Source organism: Bradyrhizobium glycinis, from assembly GCF_016031655.1.
GTDB classification, from domain to species: Bacteria; Pseudomonadota; Alphaproteobacteria; order Rhizobiales; family Xanthobacteraceae; genus Bradyrhizobium; species Bradyrhizobium glycinis.
This window is the reverse complement of sequence record NZ_JACCHQ010000031.1, coordinates 54881-76749: the sequence shown is the minus strand read 5'-3', so window position 1 is coordinate 76749 and position 21869 is coordinate 54881. Positions and strand designations below refer to the sequence as shown.

Here is a 21869-nt window from a genome sequence, read left to right as displayed (position 1 = left end):
CTTACGTCTTTAGCGACTGGTTAATGGTCAGCCGCCGACGTCGCCGCTCAAGACGTCGCCGAATCGCTCCCAATGCTCGCCCTTGAAGCGGATCAGTTGCAGCTGCGAGAGCGGCGCGAAATCGGTGGCCGAGGTGTTGACCTTGATGCCCGGCAACAGACCCGCCGGCTCGAAGTCCTTGATGTTGGCGGCCTGCTTCATGATGTTTTCGCGGGTCAGATTGTCGCCGCAGGCCTTGAGCACGTGAACGAGACCCTGGCTCACGATATAGCCGTACATCACCGAAGCGTCGGTGCGGTTCGCTTCCGGATAGTACTTATCCAGGAACTCGTTCCAGGCGATCATCGCCTTGTCGTCCTTCCATTGTGCGTCGGTCGGGTCCTTGAAATACTGCGACGAGATGATGTCCTGCGCGTTCTCGAAGCCGGCCGGCTTGATCACGCTGCCGATCGAGGCCGAGACGTTGTTGAGGAAGTGCAGCGGCTTCCAGCCGATCTCCGCGTTCTTCTTGATCGCCTGCGCCGCAAATTTCGGTGTGGTGATGTTGAAGAAAACGTCGGCGTTGGTCGCCTTCATCTTGACGATGTGGGAGTCGATGGTCGGCTCGGAGACTTCGTAGCTGTCCTCGATGACGATCATCGAGGCGGCCTTCGCGCCCAGGCCGTCCTTGAAACCCTTCAGATAGTCCTTGCCGTAATCGTCGTTCTGGTAGAGCACGGCGATCTTGGCGTTCGGATTGTTCTTCAGGATGTACTTGGCGTAGATGATCGACTCGCTCTGGTAGTTGGGCTGCCAGCCCATCGTCCACGGGAAGTTCTGCGGATCGTTCCACTTCGTCGCGCCGGTGGCGACGAACAGCTGCGGCACCTTCTTCTGGTTCATGTATTTCTGGATCGCCGAGTTCGGCGGCGTGCCGAGCGAATTGAAGATCAGCAGCACCTCGTCGCTCTCGACCAGCTTGCGCGCCTGCTCCACGGTCTTCGGCGGGGAATAGGCGTCGTCATAGGTGATGAAGTTGATCTTGCGGCCGTTGATGCCGCCTTCCGCATTGATCTTGCGGAAATAGGCCTCTTCGGTCTTGCCGATCACGCCGTAGGCGGAGGCCGGTCCGCTATAGGGCATGATGTTGCCGATCTTGATTTCGGTGTCGGATGCGCCGGTGTCGTATTTCTTCTGCGCGGACGCTGCCGTGGAAAGGGTGGTAGCCAGCACGAGGGCAGCCGAAAGGGCCCCCAATCGCACATGCATTGCAGGCATTTTGATCTCCCTGGACAGGATTGAATGTGTCGATTGTTCTTGTTGGGAGCGATCGTTGCGGGTCGCTCGGTCGCGCATTCAATACCTATCCACGGCCGTCAGCAAGAAGAACGCCCGTACGGGCGTCGCGCGGCGGCAATCTGTTCGGATAGTAAATATTCCGGCGCGTGAGATTTTTTGCGCGGCAAACTCACCCCTGGAATTGCTCTGCGAAGAAGCCGCTATCTTGAATTGCGTCGCTCAGTGGCTCATCTCGCTCGAGATGATGTCGCCGAACAGCTCCCATCTCTTGCCCTTGAAGCGCATCATCTGGAGCTGCTCGATCGGGGCGAAATTATCGGGCGCGGTGTTGATCTTGATGCCGGGCAGCAGCGTGTCGGGTTCGAAGTCCTTCAGGCTGGCGGCCTGCTTCATGACGTTCTCGCGGGTGAGATCGTCGCCGCACATCTGCAGCACCTTCACCATAGTCTGTGCGGCGGCATAGCCGAACACGACGCCGGCATCGAGCTTATTGGCCTTGGGCTGGTATTGCGTGAGGAAATTGTAGAATGTCTTCATGCCGTCGTCGGCATTCCACTGCGGATCGGAGCCGTCCTTGGTGTAGGTCGCCGACAGGATGCCTTGCGAGATCTCGATGCCCGCCGGCTCCAGCACCCCGCTGACCGAAGCCGAGACGTTGGAGATGATCTGCATCGGATGCCAGTTGATCTCCGCCGCCTTCTTGATCCCCTGCGCGGCGAATTTCTGGCTGGTGATGCTGATGAAGACGTCGGCGCCGGAGGCTTTCAACTTGACGACGCGCTCGTCGATCGTCGGCTCGGAGCTGTCGTAGGCTTCTTCCAGCACGATCATCGAGATCTTGGGCCCAAGGCCCTCTTTCAGCCCCTTCAGATAGTCCTTGCCGAAATCGTCGTTCTGGTAGAGCACGCCGATTTTCGCGTCCGGCTTCTCCTTCATGATGTATTTGGCGTAGATGCGGGCCTCGCTGGCGTAGCTTGGCTGCCAGCCCATGGTCCAGGGATATTGCTTGGGGTCGTTCCATTTCGAGGCGCCGCTCGCCACGAACAATTGCGGCACCTTCTTCTCGTTCATGTACTTGCGGATGGCGCTGTTGGTGGAGGTGCCGAGCGAGCCGAAGATCAGCAGCACGTTGTCGCTCTCGACCAGCTTGCGCGCCTGTTCCACCGTCTTCGGCGGCGAATAGCCGTCGTCATAGGAAATGAATTTGATCTTGCGGCCGTTGATGCCGCCCTCGGCGTTGACCTTGTTGAAATAGGCTTCCTCGGTCTTGCCGATCGCGGCATAGGCGGAGGCCGGACCGCTATAAGGCATGATGTTACCGATCTTGATCTCGGTATCGGAAGCGCCGCTGTCGTATTTCTTCTGCGCCAGCGCTTCGCTGCTCATTGCAGTGCACAAGACGAGCGCGGCCCAGAGCGGCGCAACCTGGGAACGAACGGCAGCCATTGTTCTCCTGCCCCGGGATGGATCGATCGCATTGAACAAGATTGACGCCCGTCGTCAACAAAAAGCCCCCGCGGCTGTCCGCGGGGGCTCCTCGTCCTCGATTATCGCGTCACCCCTCACTCGGAGGCGACGTCACCGCTGATGATCTCGCCGAACAGTTCCCACTTCTCGCCCTTGAAGCGCATCATCTGGAGCTGCGCGATCGGAGCGAAGTCGGTGGCGCCGGTGTTGATCTTGACGCCGGGCAGCAGCGTATCCGGCGCGAAGTCCTTCAACGAGGCGGCCTGCTTCATGATGTTGGCGCGGGTGAGATCGTCACCGCACATCTCCAGCACCTTGGCGAGCGTCGAGGCGGCGCCATAGCCATAGACCATGCTGGTGTCCGACTTGTCGGCACCCGGCATGTACTTGTCGACGAACTCGTTCCACTTCTTCATGCCGGGGTCGTTGGCCCATTGCGGATCCGTGGAGTCCTTGGCATAGGCCGCCGACAGCACGCCCTGCGCGTTCTCGAAGCCGGCCGGCTTCATCACGCTGCCGACCGAGATCGACACGTTGGTGAGGATCTGGAGCGGCTTCCAGTTGAGCTCGGCGGTCTTCTTGATGGTCTGGGCCGCGAACTTCGGCGTGGTGTAGATCAGGAGCACGTCGGGATTGGCCGCCTTGATCTTGACGATGTGGCCGTCGATCGACGGCTCGGAGACCTCATAGCTCTCCTCCATGATGATCATGGAGGAGGCCTTGGCGCCGAGGCCGTCCTTGGTGCCCTTGAGGTAATCTTTGCCGAAATCGTCGTTCTGATAGAGGATCGCGATCTTGGCGTCCGGCTTCTCCTTCATCAGCCATTTCGCGTAGATCTGCGCTTCGCTCTGGTAGGAGGGCTGCCAGCCCATGGTCCAGGGGAAGTTCTTCGGGTCGTTCCACTTGGTGGCGCCGGTCGCGACGAATAGCTGCGGGATCTTCTTGGAGTTCAGATACTTCTGGATCGCACTGTTCGAGGGCGTGCCGAGCGGATTGAAAACGAGCAGCACCTCGTCGCTCTCGACCAGCTTGCGAACCTGCTCGACGGCCTTCGGCGGCGAATAGCCGTCGTCATAGGTGACGAAGTTGATCTTGCGGCCGTTGATGCCGCCCTTGTCGTTGATCATCTTGAAATAGGCTTCTTCGGTCTTGCCGATGATGCCATAGGCCGACGCCGGACCGCTGTACGGCATGATGTTGCCGATCTTGATCTCGGTATCGGACGCGCCGGTGTCGTATTTCTTTTGGGCGAGTGCAGCGCCGGAGGTGAGAGTGATGGCCGCCGTTGCCGCGACCAGCGCGGCGGCTCGCAGTGTTCTTCCAAAATACAATTCGATCTCCTTGGTTAATTCAACGGGTCTTCAGTTCTTCCTGAGCTTGCCGACGAGTTGCTGGCCCAGGATCGCGACCTGCCTTGCGCCATGCGGCACGAGGTAGATGACGAGGAACAGCAGCACGCCGAACACCGCGCCGGAGAGGCCCTTGGAGATGCTCTCCGCCATGTTCGGCACGAAGATGATGAAGGCCGCACCGACGAACGAGCCGGGCAGCCAGCCGACGCCGCCGACGACCATGCCGAGGAACAGCGAAATCGCGAGCGTGATGGTGTAGCTGTCGGGCGCGACGAACTGCACCGCGATGGCGCCGAGCGAGCCGGCAACGCCGGTGATGCCGGCGGACACGCCGAACGCGAGCGTCTTGTACAGCGCGACGTTGACGCCCATCGAGGAGGCCGCGATCTCGTTGTCGCGGATCGCCATGAAGGCGCGGCCGGAGCGGGAGCGCAGCAGGTTCACCGAGAAGATGTAGATGGCGACCGTCACGATGAGCGTAAAGTAGTAGAGCCACATGTCCTGCGACATCGGCAGGCCGAACGGCGCGTCCGGCTTGGTGACGACGAGGCCCTGTACGCCGCCGGTCCAGTGCTCGAGGAAGTTCAGCTTGAGCAGCTGCGGCATCGCGGTCGCGAGCGCAAAGGTCGCGAGCGCGAGATAGACGCCGGACAGCCGCAGCGCCGGCTTGCCGAACAAATAACCGAACGCGAAGCAGACCGCGGCGGAAATCGGAATGGTCAGCGCGTAGTTGATATTGGCATGCTCCATCAGCACCGCAGACACATAGGCGCCGACCGCGTAGAACGCGCTCTGGCCCAGCGAGAACTGGCCGCTTCCGCCGGTCAGGATGTTCAGCGCCAGCACCGCGAGCCCGTAGATCAGGAGCATCGTCATCTGGAAGATGATGAAGTTCTTGACGAACATCGGCACGATCAACAGCGCCGCCAGCACCACCAGCGAGGTGCCGGTGCCCAGCGTCATGGCCCGCTTCGGAACCGCCTCGACCGCCTCGTGGCCTTCGGCGACGACTTCTTCTGCAGCGCTCATGATCAAACTCGCTTGACGATGTGCCGGCCGAACAGGCCAGCGGGTTTGACGACCAGGACGGAGATGATCAGCGCGAGCGCGATCGGGAGCTTCAGCTCGTTGCCGACGCCCGGGATGTAGGTGCCGGCGAGATTCTCGAAGATGCCGACCAGGAAGCCGCCGACCACGGCGCCGAACGGGCTCGACAGCCCGCCGAGCACCGCCGCGGCGAAGCCGTAGATCAGCACGCCGCCCATCATGTTGGGCTCGAGGAACACGACGGGGGCGATCAGCATGCCGGCGATCGAGCCGATCGCGGTTGCCATGCCCCAGCCGAGCGCGATCATCCAGCTGGTGTTGATGCCGACGAGGCGGGCCGATTCCGGCACCGACGCCGCGGCGCGCATGGCGAGACCGATGCGGGTGTACTGGAAGAAGAAATAGAGCCCGAGCAGCAGCAGCACGGTGACGCCGATCATGCCGGCCTGGTGGGTCGAGATCAGCTGGCTGCCCAGGAACGGTGCGGAGCCGAACGGCGTCGGATATTGCTTGATGGTGAAGTCCCAGATCAGGCCGGCCGACGAGTTGATGATCGCAAACAGCGCGATGAAGCCGGCGACGTTGGTCAGCACCGGCGCTTTCGCAAGCGGCTTGAACAGGATGCGCTCGATCGCGATGCCGGCAACGAAGGAAAATGCCAGCGTGATCAGGAAGGCGGCCCAATAGGACACACCCCACTGCATCAGCTGCCACGAGATGAAGGTCGAGAACATCGCCATCTCGCCTTGCGCGAAGTTGAGATGGTCGATGGCCTGGTAGATCATGACCACGGCGAGCGCCATGCAGGCGTAGATCGCGCCCGTGGCGATGCCGGCCAGGACCTGGTTGGTGAACAGCTCCATTGTCCCGGCTCCCTCAGTAACCCAGATAGGATTTGCGGATTTCTTCGTTGTTCGCGATGTCCTTGGCCTTGCCGGACATCACGATGCGGCCGGTCTCGATCACATAGGCCTGGTCGGCGAGTTCGAGCGCGAGCTGGGCGTTCTGCTCGACCACCAGGATCGAGACCTTGTCTTCGCGGTTGATCTTGCCAAGGATGCCGAACAGATCGCGCACCACCAGCGGCGCGAGGCCGAAGGAGGGCTCGTCCAGCAGCATCAGCCGCGGCCGCAGCATCAGTGCGCGGGCGACCGCGAGCATCTGCTGTTCGCCGCCGGAGAGCGTGCCGGCCTGCTGGGTGTGGCGCTGCTTCAAGACCGGGAAATGCGCATACATGCGCTCGATGTCGGCGACGATGCCGGCGCTGTCCTTGCGGGTGATCGCCCCGAGCTGGAGATTCTCCTCGACCGTCATGGTGGTGAAGGTGCCGCGGCCCTGCGGCACATGGGCGATGCCGAACCGCACGATGCTCTCGGTGGAGCGGTTGTTGAGCGGCTTGCCGTCGAACTCGATTCCGCCGGTCGAGCGCACCATGTTGCAGATCGCGCGCAGCGTCGTGGTCTTGCCGGCGCCGTTGGCCCCGAGCAGCGTCGTCAGCGATCCCTCGTTCAGCGAGAACGACAGGCCGTGGAGCGCCTGGACCTGGCCGTAATAGGCGCGCAGGTCCTTGACGTTGAGCAGCGTTGTCATTGGTCTTTGCTCCCGAGATAGGCCTTGATGACGTCAGGGTTGGCCTGCACCTGGGCGGGGGTGCCTTCCGCGAGCTTCTTGCCGAAATTCAGCGCGACGACGTGGTCGGCGATCGACATCACGAGGCCCATATGGTGCTCGACCAGCAGCACGGTCATGTGGCGCTCGTCGCGGATGCGGCGGATCAAGTCGCCGAGCACGTGGACTTCCTCGTGGTTGAGGCCGCCGGCGGGCTCGTCGAGCAGCAGGATCTTTGGGTCCGCCGCCAGCGCGCGCGCCAGCTCGACCCGCTTCTGCGTGCCGAAGGGCAGGCCGGAGACGATGGTGTGCGCGACGTCCTCGAGGTCGAGATAGGCGAGGATCTCGTGGACCTTCTTGTTGACCGCGGTCTCGCTGCGCCGGACCCAGGCAAGCTTAAGAGAGTCGCTGATGATGTCGCTGGAGGTGCGGGCATGCGCGCCGACGCGGACGTTGTCCATCACCGACAGGTTCGGAAACAGCGCCACGTTCTGGAAGGTGCGGCCGATGCCGATCTCGGCGATCCGGTGCGGCGGTCGCGACAGGATGCTCACGCCCTCCATCAGGATGTCGCCAGACGACGGCTGGTACAGCCGGGACAGGCAGTTGAAGAGCGTGGTCTTGCCGGCGCCGTTGGGGCCGATCAATCCGAGGATGGCGCCCTTGTGCATGTTGAAGGACACGCCGTTGAGCGCGATGATGCCGCCGAACACGACGCTGACGTCGCGAACCGCGAGCAGGGGCGATGTACCCTGCGCGAGCTGTGCCTGCGTCATCTCGTCTCGCTCACGTCGTTCAGTGAGCGATGGGGCGATGCGATCCGCTCCCGATTACGACAAAGGCTATCTGAATCCCTCGGCCACACGCGCAACTTTTCCTCCTGATTTCAGCTTTTTGCTGATGTCTTTTTTTGAATGCGGCATCAGACCCCCGAGCGCCGCTTCGATGTTCCTTACCATCGCTAGGAGACGCGGTCCAATGTCGTTGATCAAACGCTCTTCCGTGAAACGGAATGCGGGCGCGCCGCAATTGAATGCGTAAGGTCCGGTTCCGTCGTTGAGCTTGAGCGCGACGCCGGCCGCGCCGATGTCGTCGTGCCAGTCGCCGACCGAAATCGCAAAGCCGTATTTCGCGACCGTCTCGCCGGAACGTTCCAATCCCTCGCGCATCTTCGGCCAGCGGCTGCCGTAATGTTCGCGTAGGATGCGCGACACTTCAGCGCGACCTTCGTCGTCGAGCGCCCAGAAATAGGCGCGGCCCATCGCGCTGGTTGCAATCGGCACGCGCGAGCCGACGTCAAGTTGAACGCCGACGGTCTCGCTGCCGCGGCTCTGCCCGAAATAGATCATGCTGTGGCGGTCACGGCCACCGACGGCGACGGCGCCGCCGGTCGCGCGCATCACCTCTTCGCGGAACGGCTCGGACAAATGCCGAACGCCCAGATTGGCCAGCGCCGCGTAGCCGAGCGACATCGCTGCAGGTGCGAGCTGGTACTTCTCGAAGCGGGGAACCGGCGTCAGATAGCCGAGCTTGGTCAGCGTGTAGGTCAGCCGCGACACGGTGGGCTTGGGCAGATTGGTGCGGGAAGCAATCTCCTGATTGCCGAGCAAGCCGTCATTGGGTTGGAACGCGCGCAATACTTCCAGTCCGCGGGAAAGCGCGACGACGAAATTCCGATCGGTCGCAGGCTTCTTTCCGGTACGCTTCATCCCTGATCTGCTTCTTGCGCGGAGTCGTTGACAACGTCCGTGCTTCAAAATAACCCTGCCGTCAAGATGCGGAATTAAATTCCGCAATGCGAAATTGAACAAAAGTAAATCCCCACCAAGGAGGGACACCGTGAGCGAAGTGGTCAAGCTTGAGCGTCATGACGAAGTCGGGATCGTCACGGTCAACAGCCCGCCGGTCAATGCGCTGAGTGCCGCAGTCCGCGGTGGGATTCTCGAGTGCATCAAGGCCGCAATCGCCGATCCCGCCATCAAGGGCATCGTGCTGACCTGCGCCGGCCGCACCTTCATCGCCGGTGCCGACATCACCGAGTTCGGCAAGCCGCCGAAGCCGCCCGCGCTCAACGACGTGCTCTCCGAGATCGAGAACTCGCCCAAGCCGGTCGTTGCCGCGATCCACGGCACCGCGCTCGGCGGTGGCCTCGAGGTCGCGCTGGCCTGCCATTTCCGCGTCGCGGTGAAAGAGGCCAAGCTCGGCCTGCCCGAGGTCAAGCTCGGCTTGTTGCCCGGCGCCGGCGGCACCCAGCGCCTGCCCCGCGCGGTGGGCCCAGAGCTCGCGGTCAAGATGATCGTCGGCGGCGACCCGATCGGGGCGGCGGAAGCCCTGAAGAACGGCCTGATCGAGGAGATTGTCGAGGGCCCGGCCTCCGGCGGCGAGGCTTTCGTGCGCAAGCTGCTGGCGGAGAAGCGCCCGCTGCGCCGCTTGCGCGACGACGATTCCAAGCTCGCAGCCGCCAAGGCCGACCGCTCGATCTTCACCAATGCGGTTGCCGCCATGACCAAGAAGTCGCGCGGGCTGGAAGCGCCGTTCGCGGCCGCCGATGCCGTCGGCTACGCCATTGACCTGCCGTTCGACGAAGGCCTGAAGAAGGAGCGCGAGGGCTTCCTCAAGCTCGTGGCCAGCGACCAGTCCAAGGCGCAGCGTTATGCCTTCTTTGCCGAGCGCGAGGCCAACAAGATCGCTGGCGTGCCTGAGGGCACCAAGCCGCGGCCGGTGAACCGTGTCGCCATTCTCGGCGCGGGCACGATGGGCGGCGGCATCGCGATGTCCTTCGCCAATGCCGGCATTCCCGTCACCCTCATCGAGACCGGCGAGGAGCAGCTCAAGCGCGGCATGGGCGTGATGCAGAAGAACTGGGAGGCGACCGCCGCGCGCGGCGGCATCCCGGCCGATGCGCCCGCCAAGCGCATGGCGCTGATCGACGGCAAGGTCGGCATCGAGAATGTCGGCGACGCCGACCTCGTCATCGAGGCCGTGTTCGAGACCATGGCGGTGAAGAAGGAGGTGTTCGGCAAGCTCGACCAGTACGCCAAGCAAGGCGCCGTGCTCGCCTCCAACACCTCGTACCTCAACATCGACGAGATCGCGAAGGCGACCAAGCGTCCGCAGGATGTGCTCGGCATGCACTTCTTCTCGCCGGCCAACGTCATGAAGCTGTGCGAGATCGTCCGCGCCGACAAGACCGCACCGGATGCGCTGGTGACTGCGGTGACGATCGCGCGCAAGATCGCGAAGGTGCCGGCCGTGGTCGGCGTCTGCGACGGCTTCGTCGGCAACCGTATGCTCGCCCAGCGCGGCAAGCAGTCCGAGAAGCTGCTGTTCGAGGGCGCGCTGCCGCAGCAGGTCGATGCCGTCGTCACCAAGTTCGGCATGCCGATGGGCCCGTTCGCGATGAGCGATCTCGCCGGCCTCGACATCGGCTGGCGCTCGCGGAAAGACCGCGGCATCAAATCGGAGATCGCGGACGCGCTGTGCGAAGCCGGCCGCTTCGGCCAGAAGACCGGCAAGGGCTATTACAAGTACGAGCAGGGTTCTCGCGCGCCGCTGCCCGACCCTGATGTCGAGAAGCTGATCGACGAGACCTTGCTGCGTCTCGGCCGCAAGAAGCGGGTCGTCAGCGACGAGGAGATCCTCGAGCGCATGATGTATCCGATGATCAACGAGGGCGCGAAGATCCTGGAGGAGGGCATCGCCGCGCGTCCCAGCGACATCGACGTGGTCTGGCTCTACGGCTATGGCTGGCCGATCTACCGCGGCGGCCCGATGTACTGGGCCGACAGCGTCGGCCTCAAGCACATCGCCGATCGTCTGGCCTTCTATGCCAAGGAGACCAACGACCCCAGCCTCGAGCCCGCCCCGCTGCTGAAGAAGCTCGCCGCCGAGGGCAAGACGTTCGCCTCGCTCGCGGCGGAGTCGAAAGCGGCGTGATGGGAGCTTTGTGCTCCAGCTCTCAGTCATTCCGGGGCGCCCGCAGGGCGAACCCGGAATCTCGAGATTCCGGGTTCGATGCTTCGCATCGCCCCGGAATGACGGTTTGTGCGGCTTAAGGAATCTATGACCCATCCCGGCGAACAGTTTTATCCCGACGGCGTGCGGTGGGGCGACACCATCGTCCAGGGCACGTTGCCGGACCTTCTCGCGAAGGCCGCCGCCGATTACGGCCCGCGCACCGCGCTGGAATTCCGCGACCGACCCATGACCTACACCGAGCTCGCAGCTCAGGCCGACCGCGCGGCTGCGGCGTTCCTGCGCGCCGGCTGCGGCAAAGGCGCGTCGGTCGCGCTGTTCCTCGGCAACACGCCCGATCATCCCGTCAACTTCTTCGGCGCGCTCAAGGCAGGCAGCCGCGTCGCGCATCTGTCGCCGCTCGACGGCGAGATCGCGCTGACGCACAAGATCACCGATTCCGGCTCGCGCCTGCTCGTCACCTCCAACCTCCAGGCCCTGCTGCCGACCGCGCTGAAATTCCTGGAGAAGGGCCTGATCGACAAGCTCGTCGTCTGCGAGGACGATCATTGGGGCAAGGTCGGCACGCCGCAGGCGGCGATCCCCGACGATCCCCGCATCGTCACCTTCAATCGCTTCGTCGAAGGCGCCACCGCGCCGGCGCAATGGCCCGTCGTCACGGCCGACGACGTCGCGCTGCTGCAATATACCGGCGGCACCACCGGCTTGCCCAAGGGCGCGATGCTCACGCACGGCAATCTCACCTCGGCGGTGTCGATCTACGACGTCTGGGGCAAGCCGGCCCGGGCCGCCCGCGGCGACGTGATCGAACGCGTGATCTGTGTGCTGCCGCTGTTCCACATCTACGCGCTCACCGTGGTGCTGCTGTCCTCGCTCCGCCGCGGCAATCTGATCTCGCTGCATCAGCGCTTCGACGTCGAAGCGGTGATGCGCGACATCGAGGTCAAGCGTGCGACTCATTTCCCCGGCGTGCCGACGATGTGGATCGCGATCGCCGCGCTGCCCGATCTCGACAAGCGCGACTTCTCCTCGCTCGTCAGCATCGGCTCCGGCGGCGCGCCGCTGCCGGTGGAGATCGCGAGCTTCTTCGAGCGCAAGGTCGGCAAGAAGCTGCGCAGCGGCTGGGGCATGACCGAGACCTGCTCGCCCGGCACCGGCCATCCGCCCACGGGCCCGGACAAGCCCGGCTCGATCGGCCTGATGCTGCCGGGCATCGAGCTCGACGTCGTCGCGCTCGACGATCCCGGACGCGTGCTGTCGCCGGGCGAGATCGGCGAGATCCGCATCAAGGGCCCGAACGTCACCAAGGGCTACTGGAACAAGCCGGAGGGATCGACCGAGGCCTTCGTGGACGGCCGCTTTCTCACCGGCGACATCGGCTATGTCGATGCCGACGGCTACTTCTTCCTGGTCGACCGCAAGAAGGACATGATCATCTCCGGCGGCTTCAACGTCTATCCGCAGATGATCGAGCAGGCGATCTACACCATTCCCGGCGTGCACGAGGTGATCGTGCTCGGCATTCCCGACGCCTATCGCGGCGAAGCCGCAAAGGCCTTCATCAAGCTGAGGCCCGAGGCAAAGCCGTTCACGCTCGACGAGCTGCGCGCGCAGCTTGCCGGCAAGCTCGGCAAGCACGAATTGCCGGCTGCGGTCGAATTCGTCGACGATCTGCCGCGCACGCCGGTCGGGAAATTGTCGCGCCACGAACTGCGCCAGCGGCAGAAATCGTCTTCCAAGATTTGCGCTGCTGATGCCCCCGCAATGACGAAAATGAAGTAACGTTTCACAGGAGGATCCAATGGATCTCGCATTCACGAAAGAAGAGCAGGCGTTTCGCGAGGAAGTGCGGCAGTTCTTCCGCGACAACGTGCCGCCGGATACGCGGCGCAAGCTGGTCGAGGGCCGCCACCTCTCCAAGGACGAGATGGTGACGTGGTGGCGCATCCTCAACAAGAAGGGCTGGGGCGTCAGCCATTGGCCGAAGGAATATGGCGGCACCGGCTGGACCCCCGTGCAGCACTACATCTTCAACGAGGAGCTGCAGGCCCATCCGGCGCCGCAGCCGCTCGCTTTCGGCGTCAGCATGGTCGGCCCCGTCATCTACACCTTCGGCAACGAGGCGCAGAAGAAATATTATCTGCCGCGCATCGCCAATGTCGACGATTGGTGGTGCCAGGGCTTTTCGGAGCCCGGCTCCGGCTCCGACCTCGCCTCGCTGAAGACGAAAGCCGAGCGCCGTGGCGACAAGTGGATCATCAACGGCCAGAAGACCTGGACCACGCTCGCCCAGCACGCCGACATGATCTTCTGCCTCTGCCGCACCGACACCAACGCCAAGAAGCAGATGGGCATCTCCTTCATCGTGTTCTCGATGAAGTCGAAGGGCGTCACCGTGCGCCCGATCCAGACCATTGACGGGGGCCGCGAGGTCAACGAGGTCTTCTTCGACGACGTCGAGGTGCCCTACGAGAACCTGATCGGCGAAGAAAACAAGGGCTGGGATTACGCCAAATTCCTGCTCGGCAATGAGCGCACCGGCATCGCCCGCGTCGGCGTCTCCAAGGAGCGCATCCGCCGCATCAAGGATCTGGCATCGAAGGTCGAATCCGCCGGCAAGCCGATCATCCAGGATCCCGCCTTCCGCGAGAAGCTGGCGGCCTGCGAGATCGAGCTGAAGGCGCTCGAGCTCACCCAGCTGCGCGTCGTCGCCGACGAAGGCAAGCACGGCAAGGGCAAGCCCAATCCGGCCTCGTCGGTGCTGAAGATCAAGGGCTCCGAGATCCAGCAGACCACCACCGAGCTGCTGATGGAAGTGATCGGCCCGTTCGCCGCGCCCTACGACGTGCACGGCGACGACGGCTCGAACGAAGCCATGGACTGGACCGCCCAGATCGCGCCGAGCTACTTCAACAATCGCAAGGTCTCGATCTACGGCGGCTCCAACGAGATCCAGCGCAACATCATCGCCAAGGCGGTGCTGGGATTGTGAGGTTCTTCTCCCTCTCCCCGTTCTTACGGGGAGAGGGTCGGGGTGAGGGGCCTCTCTCCGAGCAAAGAGCGTCGAGAGAGCGGTACCCCCTCACCCGATTTGCTTCGGACGATGCTTCGCATCGCCGAGCGCAAATCGACCTCTCCCCGCAAGCGGGGAGAGGTGAAGAGGCACCCCGCGCCACGCAGACAGTTTTGACTTGAGGAAACAGAAATGGATTTTGATCTGTCCGAGGAGCAGCGGCTTCTCAAGGAAAGCATCGACGGCCTGCTGACCGATTCCTACGATTTCGAGCAGCGCAAGAAGTACATGGCGGAGAAGGGCGGCTGGAGCAAAACGGTCTGGCTCAAGCTCGCCGAGCAGGGGCTTTTGGGCCTGCCCTTCGCAGAAGCGGATGGCGGCTTCGGCGGCGGCGGCGTCGAGACCATGATCGTGATGGAGGCGCTCGGCAAGGCGCTGGTGCTGGAGCCGTATCTCGCCACAGTCGTGATCGGCGGCGGCTTCCTGCGCCATGCCGGCACCGATGCGCAAAAGGCCGCGCACGTGCCCGGCATCATCGACGGCAGCAAGACGCTGGCTTTCGCCCAGCTCGAGAAGAACTCGCGCTACGATCTGTTCGACGTCACCACGACCGCGAAGAAGAAGGGCGACGCCTACGTGATCGACGGCGAGAAGTTCGTCGTGCTGAACGGCGAGAACGCCGACACCCTCATCGTCACCGCGCGCACCAAGGGCGACCGCCGCGACAAGTCAGGCATCGGCGTGTTCCTGGTCCCGGCCGTCGCCAAGGGCGTTAGCAGAAAGGGCTATCCGACCCAGGACGGCCTGCACGCCGCCGACATCACCTTCACCGGTGTCGAGGTCGGCCCCGACGCCGTGCTCGGCAACCCCGAGGATTCGCTCGCGCTGATCGAGCGCGTGGTGGACGAAGCCCGCGTCGCGCTCTGCGCCGAGGCGGTCGGCCTGATGGACGAATCGCTCAAGACCACAGTCGAATACATCAAGACGCGAAAGCAGTTCGGCGTCGCGATCGGCTCGTTCCAGTCGCTGCAGCACCGCGCCTCCGACATGTTCGTCGCCACCGAGCAGGCGCGCTCGATGTCGATGTTCGCGACCATGGCGAACGACTTCGAGGACGCCAAGGAGCGCAGCAACGCGATCGCCGCGGCCAAGGTGCAGATCGGCAAGTCGCTGAAGTTCGTCGGCCAGCAGTCGATCCAGCTCCACGGCGGCATCGGCATGACGATGGAGGCCAAGATCGGTCACTACTTCAAGCGCCTCACTATGATCGAGAACACGTTCGGTGACACCGACTACCACCAGCGCCGCGTCGCGGATGCGGGCGGGTTGATCTGACGCCTTGGCGTCATCCCGGGGCGCGCGTAGCGCGAACCCGGGATCCATCGGACGGCAAAACGCGCGGTGAAATGGATTCCGGGTTCGCGCTTCGCGCGCCCCGAATGACCAGAAGAGGAGCACAATGCAAAACACCCCGTTCGATCTCACCGGCAGGGTCGCCGTGGTCACCGGCTCCAGCCGCGGCATCGGCCGCTCCTCCGCCGAGCTGCTCGCCAAGCTCGGCGCCAAGGTCGTGGTCTCCTCGCGCAAGGCGGATGCCTGCAAGGAGGTTGCCGACGGCATCAATGCCGCTGGCGGCGATGCCATCGTCATTCCCTGCAACATCGCGCGCAAGAACGAGGTCGAGGCGCTGATCGCGGGTGCCACGAAGCATTATGGCAGGATCGACATCCTGGTCTGCAACGCTGCCGTGAATCCCTATTACGGCCCACTGCTCGACATCACCGATGAGGCCTTCGACAAGATCATGGGCTCGAACGTCAAGAGCAACATCTGGCTCTCCGCGCTCGCGATCCCGCAAATGGCCGAGCGCGGCAAGGGCTCGGTGATCATCATCTCCTCGATCGGGGGCCTGCGCGGCTCCACCGTGATCGGCGCCTACGGCATCTCCAAGGCCGCCGACTTCGCGCTGTGCCGCTCGCTCGCCGGCGAATGGGGCCCGAAAGGCGTCCGCGTCAACTGCATCGCGCCCGGCCTCGTCAAGACCGACTTCGCCCGTGCCCTCTGGGAAGACGAAGCCAACCTGAAGCGCCGCACCGCCACCACGCCGCTCCGCCGCATCGGCGAGCCCGACGAAATCGCCGGCGCCGTCGCCTACCTCGCCTCCGATGCCTCGAGCTTCATGACCGGCCAGACCATCGTCATCGATGGCGGCGTGACCACGGCCGCGGTGTAGCCCTCTTCCCTCTCCCCTTGCGGGAGAGGGTGGCTCGCCGCGTCGCGGCGAGACGGGTGAGGGGTCTCTATCCTCGGGGAAACCTCTTTCATTACAATCAAGCTTAGCTGCGGATAGAACCCCTCATCCGGCGCGCTCGCGCGCGCCACCTTCTCCCGCAAGGGGAGAAGGAAAAGAGCAGCCCCGCCTCCAATCTTGACCTTCGGCCTCCAATCCGCTCCCTTTGGCCCGACACAACGATCCCCCTCCGGGAAACGCCAAGGTAAGCCGCCATGTCTTTCGTCCTCGCTATCGACCAGGGCACCACCTCTTCGCGCGCGATCGTGTTTCGTGGCGATATTTCCATTGCGGCGAAGGCGCAGGCCGAATTTCCGCAGCATTTTCCGGCCTCCGGCTGGGTCGAGCACGAGCCGGAGGACATCTGGACCTCGACCGTGATGGTCTGCCGCGAGGCGATCGAGCACGCCGGCATCAGCGCAAAGGACATTGCCGCGATCGGCATCACCAACCAGCGCGAGACCACGGTGGTGTGGGACCGTGCCACCGGCCAGGCCGTGCACCGCGCCATCGTCTGGCAGGACCGGCGCACCGCCGACATCTGCGCAAGATTGAAGGCAGAAGGCCGCGAGCCCGTGATCTCGCAGAAGACCGGCCTGATCATCGATCCCTATTTTTCCGGAACCAAAGTCGCCTGGATCCTTGACCACGTCCCGGGCGCCCGGGCCCGCGCCGCGCGCGGCGAATTGATGTTCGGCACCATCGATTGCTATCTGCTCTGGCGCCTCACCGGCGGCAAGGTGCACGCCACCGATGCCACCAATGCCTCGCGCACGCTGCTGTTCAACATCCACACCGGCGAATGGGACGCCGAGCTCTTGGAGATCATCGGCGTGCCGCGCTCGATGCTGCCCGAGGTGAAGGATTCCTCCGCCCGCTTCGGCGAGAGCACGCCGGATCTGTTCGGCGGCGCCATCGCGATCTCCGGCATCGCCGGCGACCAGCAGGCCGCCACCATCGGCCAGGCCTGCTTCCGCCCGGGCATGATGAAGTCGACCTACGGCACCGGCTGCTTCGCTTTGCTCAACACCGGCACCACGCCCGTTGTCTCCAAGAACAAGCTGCTCACCACCGTCGCCTATCAGCTCGAGGGCAAGCGCACCTACGCGCTCGAAGGCTCGATCTTCGTCGCCGGCAGCGCCGTGCAATGGCTGCGCGACGGCCTCGGCATCATCAAGCATGCCGCCGAGACCGGGCCTCTTGCCGATCAGTCGGACTCGATGCAGAGCGTTTATCTGGTCCCCGCCTTCGTCGGAATGGGCGCGCCCTACTGGAATCCGCGCGTCCGCGGCGCGCTGTTCGGCCTCACCCGCAACACCGGCCCCGCCGAGCTCGCCCATGCCGCGCTGGAGAGCGTCTGCTACCAGACCTTCGACCTCTGGGCCGCGATGCGCGCGGACTGGCCGAGCTCGGAAACGGCAAGCGTCGTGCTCCGCGTCGATGGCGGCATGACCGCATCCGACTGGACTATGCAGCGCCTTGCCGATCTCCTCGATGCTCCGGTCGACCGCCCCGTGATCCAGGAGACCACGGCCCTGGGCGCCGCCTATCTCGCCGGCCTCAACGCCGGGGTCTATCCCGAGCCGACCAAATTCGCCGACAATTGGCGCCTCGAGCACCGCTTCAAGCCGAACATGAGCCAGGCCACGCGCGAGCGAAAGCTCGCGGGCTGGGCGAGGGCCGTGAAGGGCGTGCTGGCGAGCGACGAGGGGGAGGGGTAGCGAGGACTTCTAGCTCCGACGGCGCGAGGCGCATTCCACTGTCTCGACCGTCATTGCGAGGAGCCCTTGCGACGAAGCAATCCAGACTGCCCCCGCGGAAAGATTCTGGATTGCTTCCGCCTTCGCCAAGAGGCTTCGGCGGACAAGTCGCTGCGCTCGCAATGACGGAGTGCGGGGCTGTTGCTGTTCTTCAAATCGGCATAGCCTCTAAGAAAAGAAGCAAGAAGCATGATCGTCCCCGACGGCTATTCCGACGTCCCGAACGGCAAGATCGCCGCCGTCGTCACTCATCTGGAGATGACCGCACCTCCCGCGCGCCGCGACGATCCGCCGGGAAACTGGTCCCTGCGCAAGGTCGATGCTCCCGCGCTTGCCTGGTACCGCGATCTCTATCGCAGGGTCGGCGAGAACTGGCTGTGGCTGGCGCGGCCACACCTGACCGGCGCCGAGCTCGCCGCAATCATCCACGCGCCTGGCGTCGAGGTCTATGCCCTCGTCGAGGATGGCCGTGATGAAGGCTTTCTGGAGCTGGATTTCCGCGAGCCCGGCCAGTGCGAGGTGGTGTATTTCGGCGTCACCGCCAGCCTGATCGGAGCGGGCGCCGCCCGCTTCCTGATGAATCGTGCGCTGGAGATCGCCTGGTCACGCGACCTCCGCCGCCTCTGGCTGCACACCTGCACCTTCGATCATCCGGGGGCGCTGGCCTTCTATCAGCGCTCCGGCTTCCGCCCCTTCCGCCGTCAGATCGAGATCGACGACGACCCGCGGCTTGACGGCAGGGCGCCGCGCGATGCGGCGCCGCATGTGCCGATCATCGAGTAGCACGCGGCCGCCTCCTCACCGTCATTGCGAGGAGCCCTTGCGACGAAGCAATCCAGAATGTCTGTACGGAGAGATTCTGGATTGCTTCGCTGCGCTCGCAATGACGGAGTGCTGCGCTGCCGTCAATCTTCCGATTAGCGGCCGTGGATGGGGTAACGGGCCGGCCGCCCGATGGAGCGCAGCGTAGTCCGGGGCGATTTTCCCGTTGCCGCGCACTCCGCCGTCATCCTGAGGTGCGCGCTCTTGCGCGCCTCGAAGGATGGGCTGCGGGCGCCTGTGGCCCATTCTTCGAGGCTCTCCTTGCGATGCCGGCGCATCGTATGGGAAGCACCTCAGGATGACGGTTTAGCGCGTGACAGCACTGTAGCCCGGGCCGAGCGATATCCCGGGAAGCGTCTCCGCATGTCGCTTCGCTCATGCGGCCTACTTCTCAAAACACCTTCTGCTCCGCCCGCGCCAACGAAAACCCCCGCTGCATCGCATTGAAGCACGTCAGCCCGGTCTGCTCCGACCGGCACGTGAATCCCCCGCGCTGCCATACCTCGCCATAGGCCAGCACCGGCAGCGAGGGATCCATCACGGTGTCGCCGGCGCAAATGCGGCTCGCAGCGCCCTTCGCACTCATCTCGAAGGCGTGGCCCCAGTCGAGCTCGCAATCGGCGGGCCGGCGCGGGCGCGCATCCGTGTTCATGATGTCGCAGCGGAGCACGCCCTGACCGTTGTCGGTAAAGAACTGGCAGGCGATGTTCTTCGACGGCGTCAGGAAGCCGATCGGGCGGTCCTCCGCATGGCCGGCGCCGATCATCGGCAGCAGGATCGCTGTCAGGATCCGTCCGCGCGGCGCCGTCATGTCATTCCCGCTCAGCTATCGAAATTCACCGCCGTCGTGTTGGCGCCGCAGACCAGAATCGCGACGCGCTCGGCAGGTGAAGGACGATAGCGGCCGGAGAGCACCGCGGCAAAGGCGGCGGCGCCGCCGGGCTCGGCCACGAGGCGCAAGTGCGACCACAGCGCGGCCTGGGCCTCTCTGATCGCATCGTCGCTGACCAGGACGACGCGCTCGACATGGGCGCGCGCGACCGGAAACATCAGCTCGCCGACGCGGCGCGGCGCAAGGCTGTCGGCGGCGATGCCGCCGGCCGGCGCATCGACCGGCGCGCCGGCCGCGAGCGCGGCGTGCAGGGTCGGCGATTGCTCCGGCTCGACCGCGACGATGCGCGTCCTGCCGGCGTACCACGCCGCAATGCCGCCGATCAGCCCGCCGCCGCCGACCGACACCAGCAGCGTGTCGATGCCGGGCGCGTCCTGCTCCAATTCCAGTCCGACGCTGCCCTGGCCGAGCAGGGTTTCGGCCTGATCATAGGCATGGACGGCCAGCGCGCCGGTCTGCGCGACATGCGCCTCGCTCGCGGCGAGCGCATCGGCATAGCGGCTGCCCGCGATCATGAGCTTTGCGCCGTAAGCCCTGATCCGCTCGGCCTTGGCCGGCGAGGTGATGTCGGGCACGAAGATCGTGGCGGGAATGCCGAGCCGCTGCGCCGCATAGGCGACGGCCGCGCCGTGATTGCCGCCGGATGCGGCGACGACACCGGCCTGCGGCACCTGCCGCAGCAACAGATTGGCGAAGGCGCCGCGCGCCTTGAACGATCCGGAATGCTGCAGCATCTCGAGCTTGAACGTGACCGGCGCTGCCGGCAGGCCGAAATCGGCGAGATCGGCCTGAAGCAGCGGCGTGCGCCTGATATGCGGACGGATGACCGGCTCGGTCGCCGCAATCCGCTGCCGCGTGATGTCCATTGTCGCTGTCATGATGCCGTCCAGAATAGTCCAAGGGAGCGTTGACATCAATTAGGTAATTAGCAAAATGGCTAAATGAAAATTGCCGTCGCCTTGCGCGCGCTCGCCAACGAACGCCGCCTGCAGATCCTGGAATGGCTGCGGGACCCCAGGAAGCATTTCCGTGAGCAGGAAGATGGCGACCTGGTCGAGGACGGCGTCTGCGGATTGCTGATCGCCGAAAAGCTCGGCGTCAGTGCGCCCACATTGAGCGAGCACATGCGGGTGCTGACATCAGCCAAGCTGGTGCGCGCCAAGCGCATCAAGCAGTGGACCATGTACAAGCGCAACGAGACCGCCATCGCCGCGATCAAGCGCTCGATCCAGGACGGCCTCTGAGCGTGGTGCGCCGTGAGGCCGTCGCGGGTCGTTGCAGCGGGCGCAATGCTCCATTTCCAAGATTCTTGTTGCGTCGCACTGATCTGGTCGTGGAGACTGATCGGCCCTGCCTGTTCAATGATCGAGAAGAGCGAGAACCATGTTCCTGATCGGCCAATATGATTCCCCCTTCGTCCGCCGCGTCGCGATTGCGCTTCGGCTTTACGGGCTCGCCTTCGAGCACAAGCCATGGTCGACCTTCGGCGACGCCGACAAGATCGCGTCGTACAATCCCTTGCGCCGCGTGCCGACCCTGGTGCTCGGCGACGGCGAGGCGTTGATCGAGAGCACGATCATCCTCGATTATCTCGACGACCTCATCGGGCCTGAGAAGGCCATGCTGCCGCGCGGCGGCACCGAGCGGCGCAAGCATTTGCGCATCTGCGCGCTGGCTTCCGGTCTCGGCGACAAGGCGGTGAGCCTGCTCTACGAGCGCGTGCTGCGGAAGGAGCAGCTCGCGCTATGGGTCGAACGCTGCCAGGCGCAGATCGCGGACGTGCTGAAGGTGCTCGAGGCCGAGCGCGCCAAGGTGACGACGCCATACTGGCTGGGGACGCGCATCGGCCACGCCGACATCGCCGTCGCCTGCGTCGTCCGGTTCACCCGCGAAGCGCATCCCGACCTGTTCGATGCCTCGCGCTATCCGGCGCTCGCGGCCCATAGCGAGCGCTGCGAAGCACTGGCCCCGTTCCAGGAGATCGTGCAACCGCTGGCCCCGCCGAAGGGCTGAGTCGCTCACCCTCCCCTGGAGGGGGAGGGTCGATCGCGCGCAGCGCGAGCGGGGTGGGGTGACAGACCATCCGTGATCTCGCTGCTTCTGTCCGCAGTCCTGAGGCTCTCACAGCGAGCTCATTCGTGGCTTCACCCCACCTCGGTCCGCATGCCGCTGCGCCGCATGCGAACCGATCCTCCCCCTCCAGGGGAGGATGGGGATCGTGCGTGTGGGGAGAGTCACAGGGCAGCGCCGGCTTTGCGACACCGCGCACAGCAGCCGATGATGCAATAATACCCCTGTTTTGCCCGACGCCGCAAACCGCCTTCGGCAAGACCGAAAATCCTCAAGCCTTTCAACCCCATCGCTA

19 protein-coding genes are annotated in these 21869 nt (G+C 64.3%); 9 read left to right on the top strand and 10 right to left on the bottom strand.

All coding sequences use genetic code 11. The annotated features are described in order from the left end of the window. Positions 1 to 27: 27 nt before the first annotated feature. From HZZ16_RS31720 to HZZ16_RS31685, 8 genes are all read right to left on the bottom strand, one after another. Complete coding sequence (locus HZZ16_RS31720) at positions 28 to 1257, bottom strand: ABC transporter substrate-binding protein (protein WP_197954008.1); 1230 nt, start codon at positions 1255 to 1257, stop codon at positions 28 to 30. Between the two features lie 240 nt (positions 1258 to 1497). Next, positions 1498 to 2724 (bottom strand): ABC transporter substrate-binding protein, encoded by a 1227-nt coding sequence (locus tag HZZ16_RS31715; protein ID WP_197954006.1) that lies wholly within the window; start codon positions 2722 to 2724, stop codon positions 1498 to 1500. A 116-nt stretch (positions 2725 to 2840) separates the two neighbouring features. After that, a complete protein-coding gene (locus HZZ16_RS31710) occupies positions 2841 to 4076 on the bottom strand; it encodes an ABC transporter substrate-binding protein (protein WP_197954004.1) in 1236 nt (411 codons plus the stop codon). 30 nt (positions 4077 to 4106) lie between these two features. Continuing rightward, positions 4107 to 5126 (bottom strand): branched-chain amino acid ABC transporter permease, encoded by a 1020-nt coding sequence (locus tag HZZ16_RS31705; RefSeq protein WP_197954002.1) that lies wholly within the window; start codon positions 5124 to 5126, stop codon positions 4107 to 4109. 2 nt (positions 5127 to 5128) lie between these two features. Further along, on the bottom strand, positions 5129 to 6007 hold the full coding sequence (locus HZZ16_RS31700) for a branched-chain amino acid ABC transporter permease (protein ID WP_027575850.1): 879 nt from the start codon (positions 6005 to 6007) through the stop codon (positions 5129 to 5131). A gap of 13 nt (positions 6008 to 6020) precedes the next feature. Continuing rightward, entirely contained in the window at positions 6021 to 6734 is a 714-nt protein-coding gene (locus HZZ16_RS31695; protein ID WP_197954000.1) for an ABC transporter ATP-binding protein, read from the bottom strand. Beyond that, the gene (locus HZZ16_RS31690) at positions 6731 to 7528 is read right to left on the bottom strand and encodes an ABC transporter ATP-binding protein (protein WP_197953998.1); all 798 of its coding nucleotides are present in this window, start codon (positions 7526 to 7528) and stop codon (positions 6731 to 6733) included. The genes HZZ16_RS31695 and HZZ16_RS31690 overlap by 4 nt, the downstream gene beginning before the upstream one ends. A 66-nt stretch (positions 7529 to 7594) precedes the next feature. Continuing rightward, positions 7595 to 8461, bottom strand: coding sequence for an IclR family transcriptional regulator (locus tag HZZ16_RS31685; protein ID WP_197954026.1), 867 nt, complete (start codon positions 8459 to 8461; stop codon positions 7595 to 7597). A gap of 130 nt (positions 8462 to 8591) precedes the next feature. Between HZZ16_RS31685 and HZZ16_RS31680 the strand changes: the two genes are divergently transcribed. From HZZ16_RS31680 to HZZ16_RS31650, 7 genes are all read left to right on the top strand, one after another. Then, a complete protein-coding gene (locus tag HZZ16_RS31680; protein WP_197953996.1) occupies positions 8592 to 10688 on the top strand; it encodes a 3-hydroxyacyl-CoA dehydrogenase NAD-binding domain-containing protein in 2097 nt (698 codons plus the stop codon). A 126-nt stretch (positions 10689 to 10814) separates the two neighbouring features. Further along, the gene (pimA, locus tag HZZ16_RS31675) at positions 10815 to 12509 is read left to right on the top strand and encodes a dicarboxylate--CoA ligase PimA (protein WP_197953994.1); all 1695 of its coding nucleotides are present in this window, start codon (positions 10815 to 10817) and stop codon (positions 12507 to 12509) included. Between the two features lie 19 nt (positions 12510 to 12528). Further along, the gene (pimC, locus tag HZZ16_RS31670) at positions 12529 to 13719 is read left to right on the top strand and encodes a pimeloyl-CoA dehydrogenase large subunit (RefSeq protein ID WP_197953991.1); all 1191 of its coding nucleotides are present in this window, start codon (positions 12529 to 12531) and stop codon (positions 13717 to 13719) included. 213 nt (positions 13720 to 13932) lie between these two features. Continuing rightward, positions 13933 to 15075 carry a pimeloyl-CoA dehydrogenase small subunit gene (gene pimD / locus HZZ16_RS31665; RefSeq protein WP_197953989.1) on the top strand — a complete coding sequence of 381 codons (1143 nt, stop codon included), beginning with the start codon at positions 13933 to 13935 and terminating at the stop codon, positions 15073 to 15075. Positions 15076 to 15199: 124 nt separating this feature from the next. Next, positions 15200 to 15973 (top strand): SDR family NAD(P)-dependent oxidoreductase, encoded by a 774-nt coding sequence (locus HZZ16_RS31660; RefSeq protein ID WP_197953987.1) that lies wholly within the window; start codon positions 15200 to 15202, stop codon positions 15971 to 15973. Positions 15974 to 16245: 272 nt separating this feature from the next. Further along, complete coding sequence (gene glpK, locus HZZ16_RS31655) at positions 16246 to 17751, top strand: glycerol kinase GlpK (RefSeq protein ID WP_197953985.1); 1506 nt, start codon at positions 16246 to 16248, stop codon at positions 17749 to 17751. 228 nt (positions 17752 to 17979) lie between these two features. Then, positions 17980 to 18573: a GNAT family N-acetyltransferase gene (locus HZZ16_RS31650; protein ID WP_197953983.1), complete on the top strand. Its 594-nt coding sequence runs from the start codon at positions 17980 to 17982 to the stop codon at positions 18571 to 18573. Between the two features lie 430 nt (positions 18574 to 19003). On the opposite strand, the gene HZZ16_RS31645 is transcribed toward HZZ16_RS31650, so the two are convergent. Then, a complete protein-coding gene (locus tag HZZ16_RS31645; protein WP_197953981.1) occupies positions 19004 to 19423 on the bottom strand; it encodes a DUF6636 domain-containing protein in 420 nt (139 codons plus the stop codon). Positions 19424 to 19434: 11 nt separating this feature from the next. Continuing rightward, the gene (locus tag HZZ16_RS31640; protein ID WP_197953979.1) at positions 19435 to 20418 is read right to left on the bottom strand and encodes a threonine/serine dehydratase; all 984 of its coding nucleotides are present in this window, start codon (positions 20416 to 20418) and stop codon (positions 19435 to 19437) included. A gap of 27 nt (positions 20419 to 20445) precedes the next feature. Here HZZ16_RS31640 and HZZ16_RS31635 point away from each other — a divergent pair, with 27 nt between their 5' ends. Both HZZ16_RS31635 and HZZ16_RS31630 read left to right on the top strand, forming a co-directional pair. Beyond that, positions 20446 to 20748: an ArsR/SmtB family transcription factor gene (locus HZZ16_RS31635; protein WP_197953977.1), complete on the top strand. Its 303-nt coding sequence runs from the start codon at positions 20446 to 20448 to the stop codon at positions 20746 to 20748. Positions 20749 to 20887: 139 nt separating this feature from the next. Beyond that, entirely contained in the window at positions 20888 to 21517 is a 630-nt protein-coding gene (locus HZZ16_RS31630) for a glutathione S-transferase family protein (RefSeq protein WP_197953975.1), read from the top strand. Positions 21518 to 21869: the final 352 nt, after the last annotated feature.

Excerpts from the sequence above, each read along its gene's own strand:
- HZZ16_RS31720 (WP_197954008.1), bottom strand. The coding sequence starts at position 1,257 with ATGCCTGCAATGCATGTGCGATTGGGGGCCCTTTCGGCTGCCCTCGTG.
- HZZ16_RS31715 (WP_197954006.1), bottom strand. The coding sequence starts at position 2,724 with ATGGCTGCCGTTCGTTCCCAGGTTGCGCCGCTCTGGGCCGCGCTCGTC.
- HZZ16_RS31705 (WP_197954002.1), bottom strand. The coding sequence starts at position 5,126 with ATGAGCGCTGCAGAAGAAGTCGTCGCCGAAGGCCACGAGGCGGTCGAG.
- HZZ16_RS31700 (WP_027575850.1), bottom strand. The coding sequence starts at position 6,007 with ATGGAGCTGTTCACCAACCAGGTCCTGGCCGGCATCGCCACGGGCGCG.
- HZZ16_RS31695 (WP_197954000.1), bottom strand. The coding sequence starts at position 6,734 with ATGACAACGCTGCTCAACGTCAAGGACCTGCGCGCCTATTACGGCCAG.
- HZZ16_RS31690 (WP_197953998.1), bottom strand. The coding sequence starts at position 7,528 with ATGACGCAGGCACAGCTCGCGCAGGGTACATCGCCCCTGCTCGCGGTT.
- HZZ16_RS31685 (WP_197954026.1), bottom strand. The coding sequence starts at position 8,461 with ATGAAGCGTACCGGAAAGAAGCCTGCGACCGATCGGAATTTCGTCGTC.
- pimA (WP_197953994.1), top strand. The coding sequence starts at position 10,815 with ATGACCCATCCCGGCGAACAGTTTTATCCCGACGGCGTGCGGTGGGGC.
- pimC (WP_197953991.1), top strand. The coding sequence starts at position 12,529 with ATGGATCTCGCATTCACGAAAGAAGAGCAGGCGTTTCGCGAGGAAGTG.
- pimD (WP_197953989.1), top strand. The coding sequence starts at position 13,933 with ATGGATTTTGATCTGTCCGAGGAGCAGCGGCTTCTCAAGGAAAGCATC.
- HZZ16_RS31660 (WP_197953987.1), top strand. The coding sequence starts at position 15,200 with ATGCAAAACACCCCGTTCGATCTCACCGGCAGGGTCGCCGTGGTCACC.
- glpK (WP_197953985.1), top strand. The coding sequence starts at position 16,246 with ATGTCTTTCGTCCTCGCTATCGACCAGGGCACCACCTCTTCGCGCGCG.
- HZZ16_RS31650 (WP_197953983.1), top strand. The coding sequence starts at position 17,980 with ATGATCGTCCCCGACGGCTATTCCGACGTCCCGAACGGCAAGATCGCC.
- HZZ16_RS31645 (WP_197953981.1), bottom strand. The coding sequence starts at position 19,423 with ATGACGGCGCCGCGCGGACGGATCCTGACAGCGATCCTGCTGCCGATG.
- HZZ16_RS31640 (WP_197953979.1), bottom strand. The coding sequence starts at position 20,418 with ATGTCAACGCTCCCTTGGACTATTCTGGACGGCATCATGACAGCGACA.
- HZZ16_RS31635 (WP_197953977.1), top strand. The coding sequence starts at position 20,446 with ATGAAAATTGCCGTCGCCTTGCGCGCGCTCGCCAACGAACGCCGCCTG.
- HZZ16_RS31630 (WP_197953975.1), top strand. The coding sequence starts at position 20,888 with ATGTTCCTGATCGGCCAATATGATTCCCCCTTCGTCCGCCGCGTCGCG.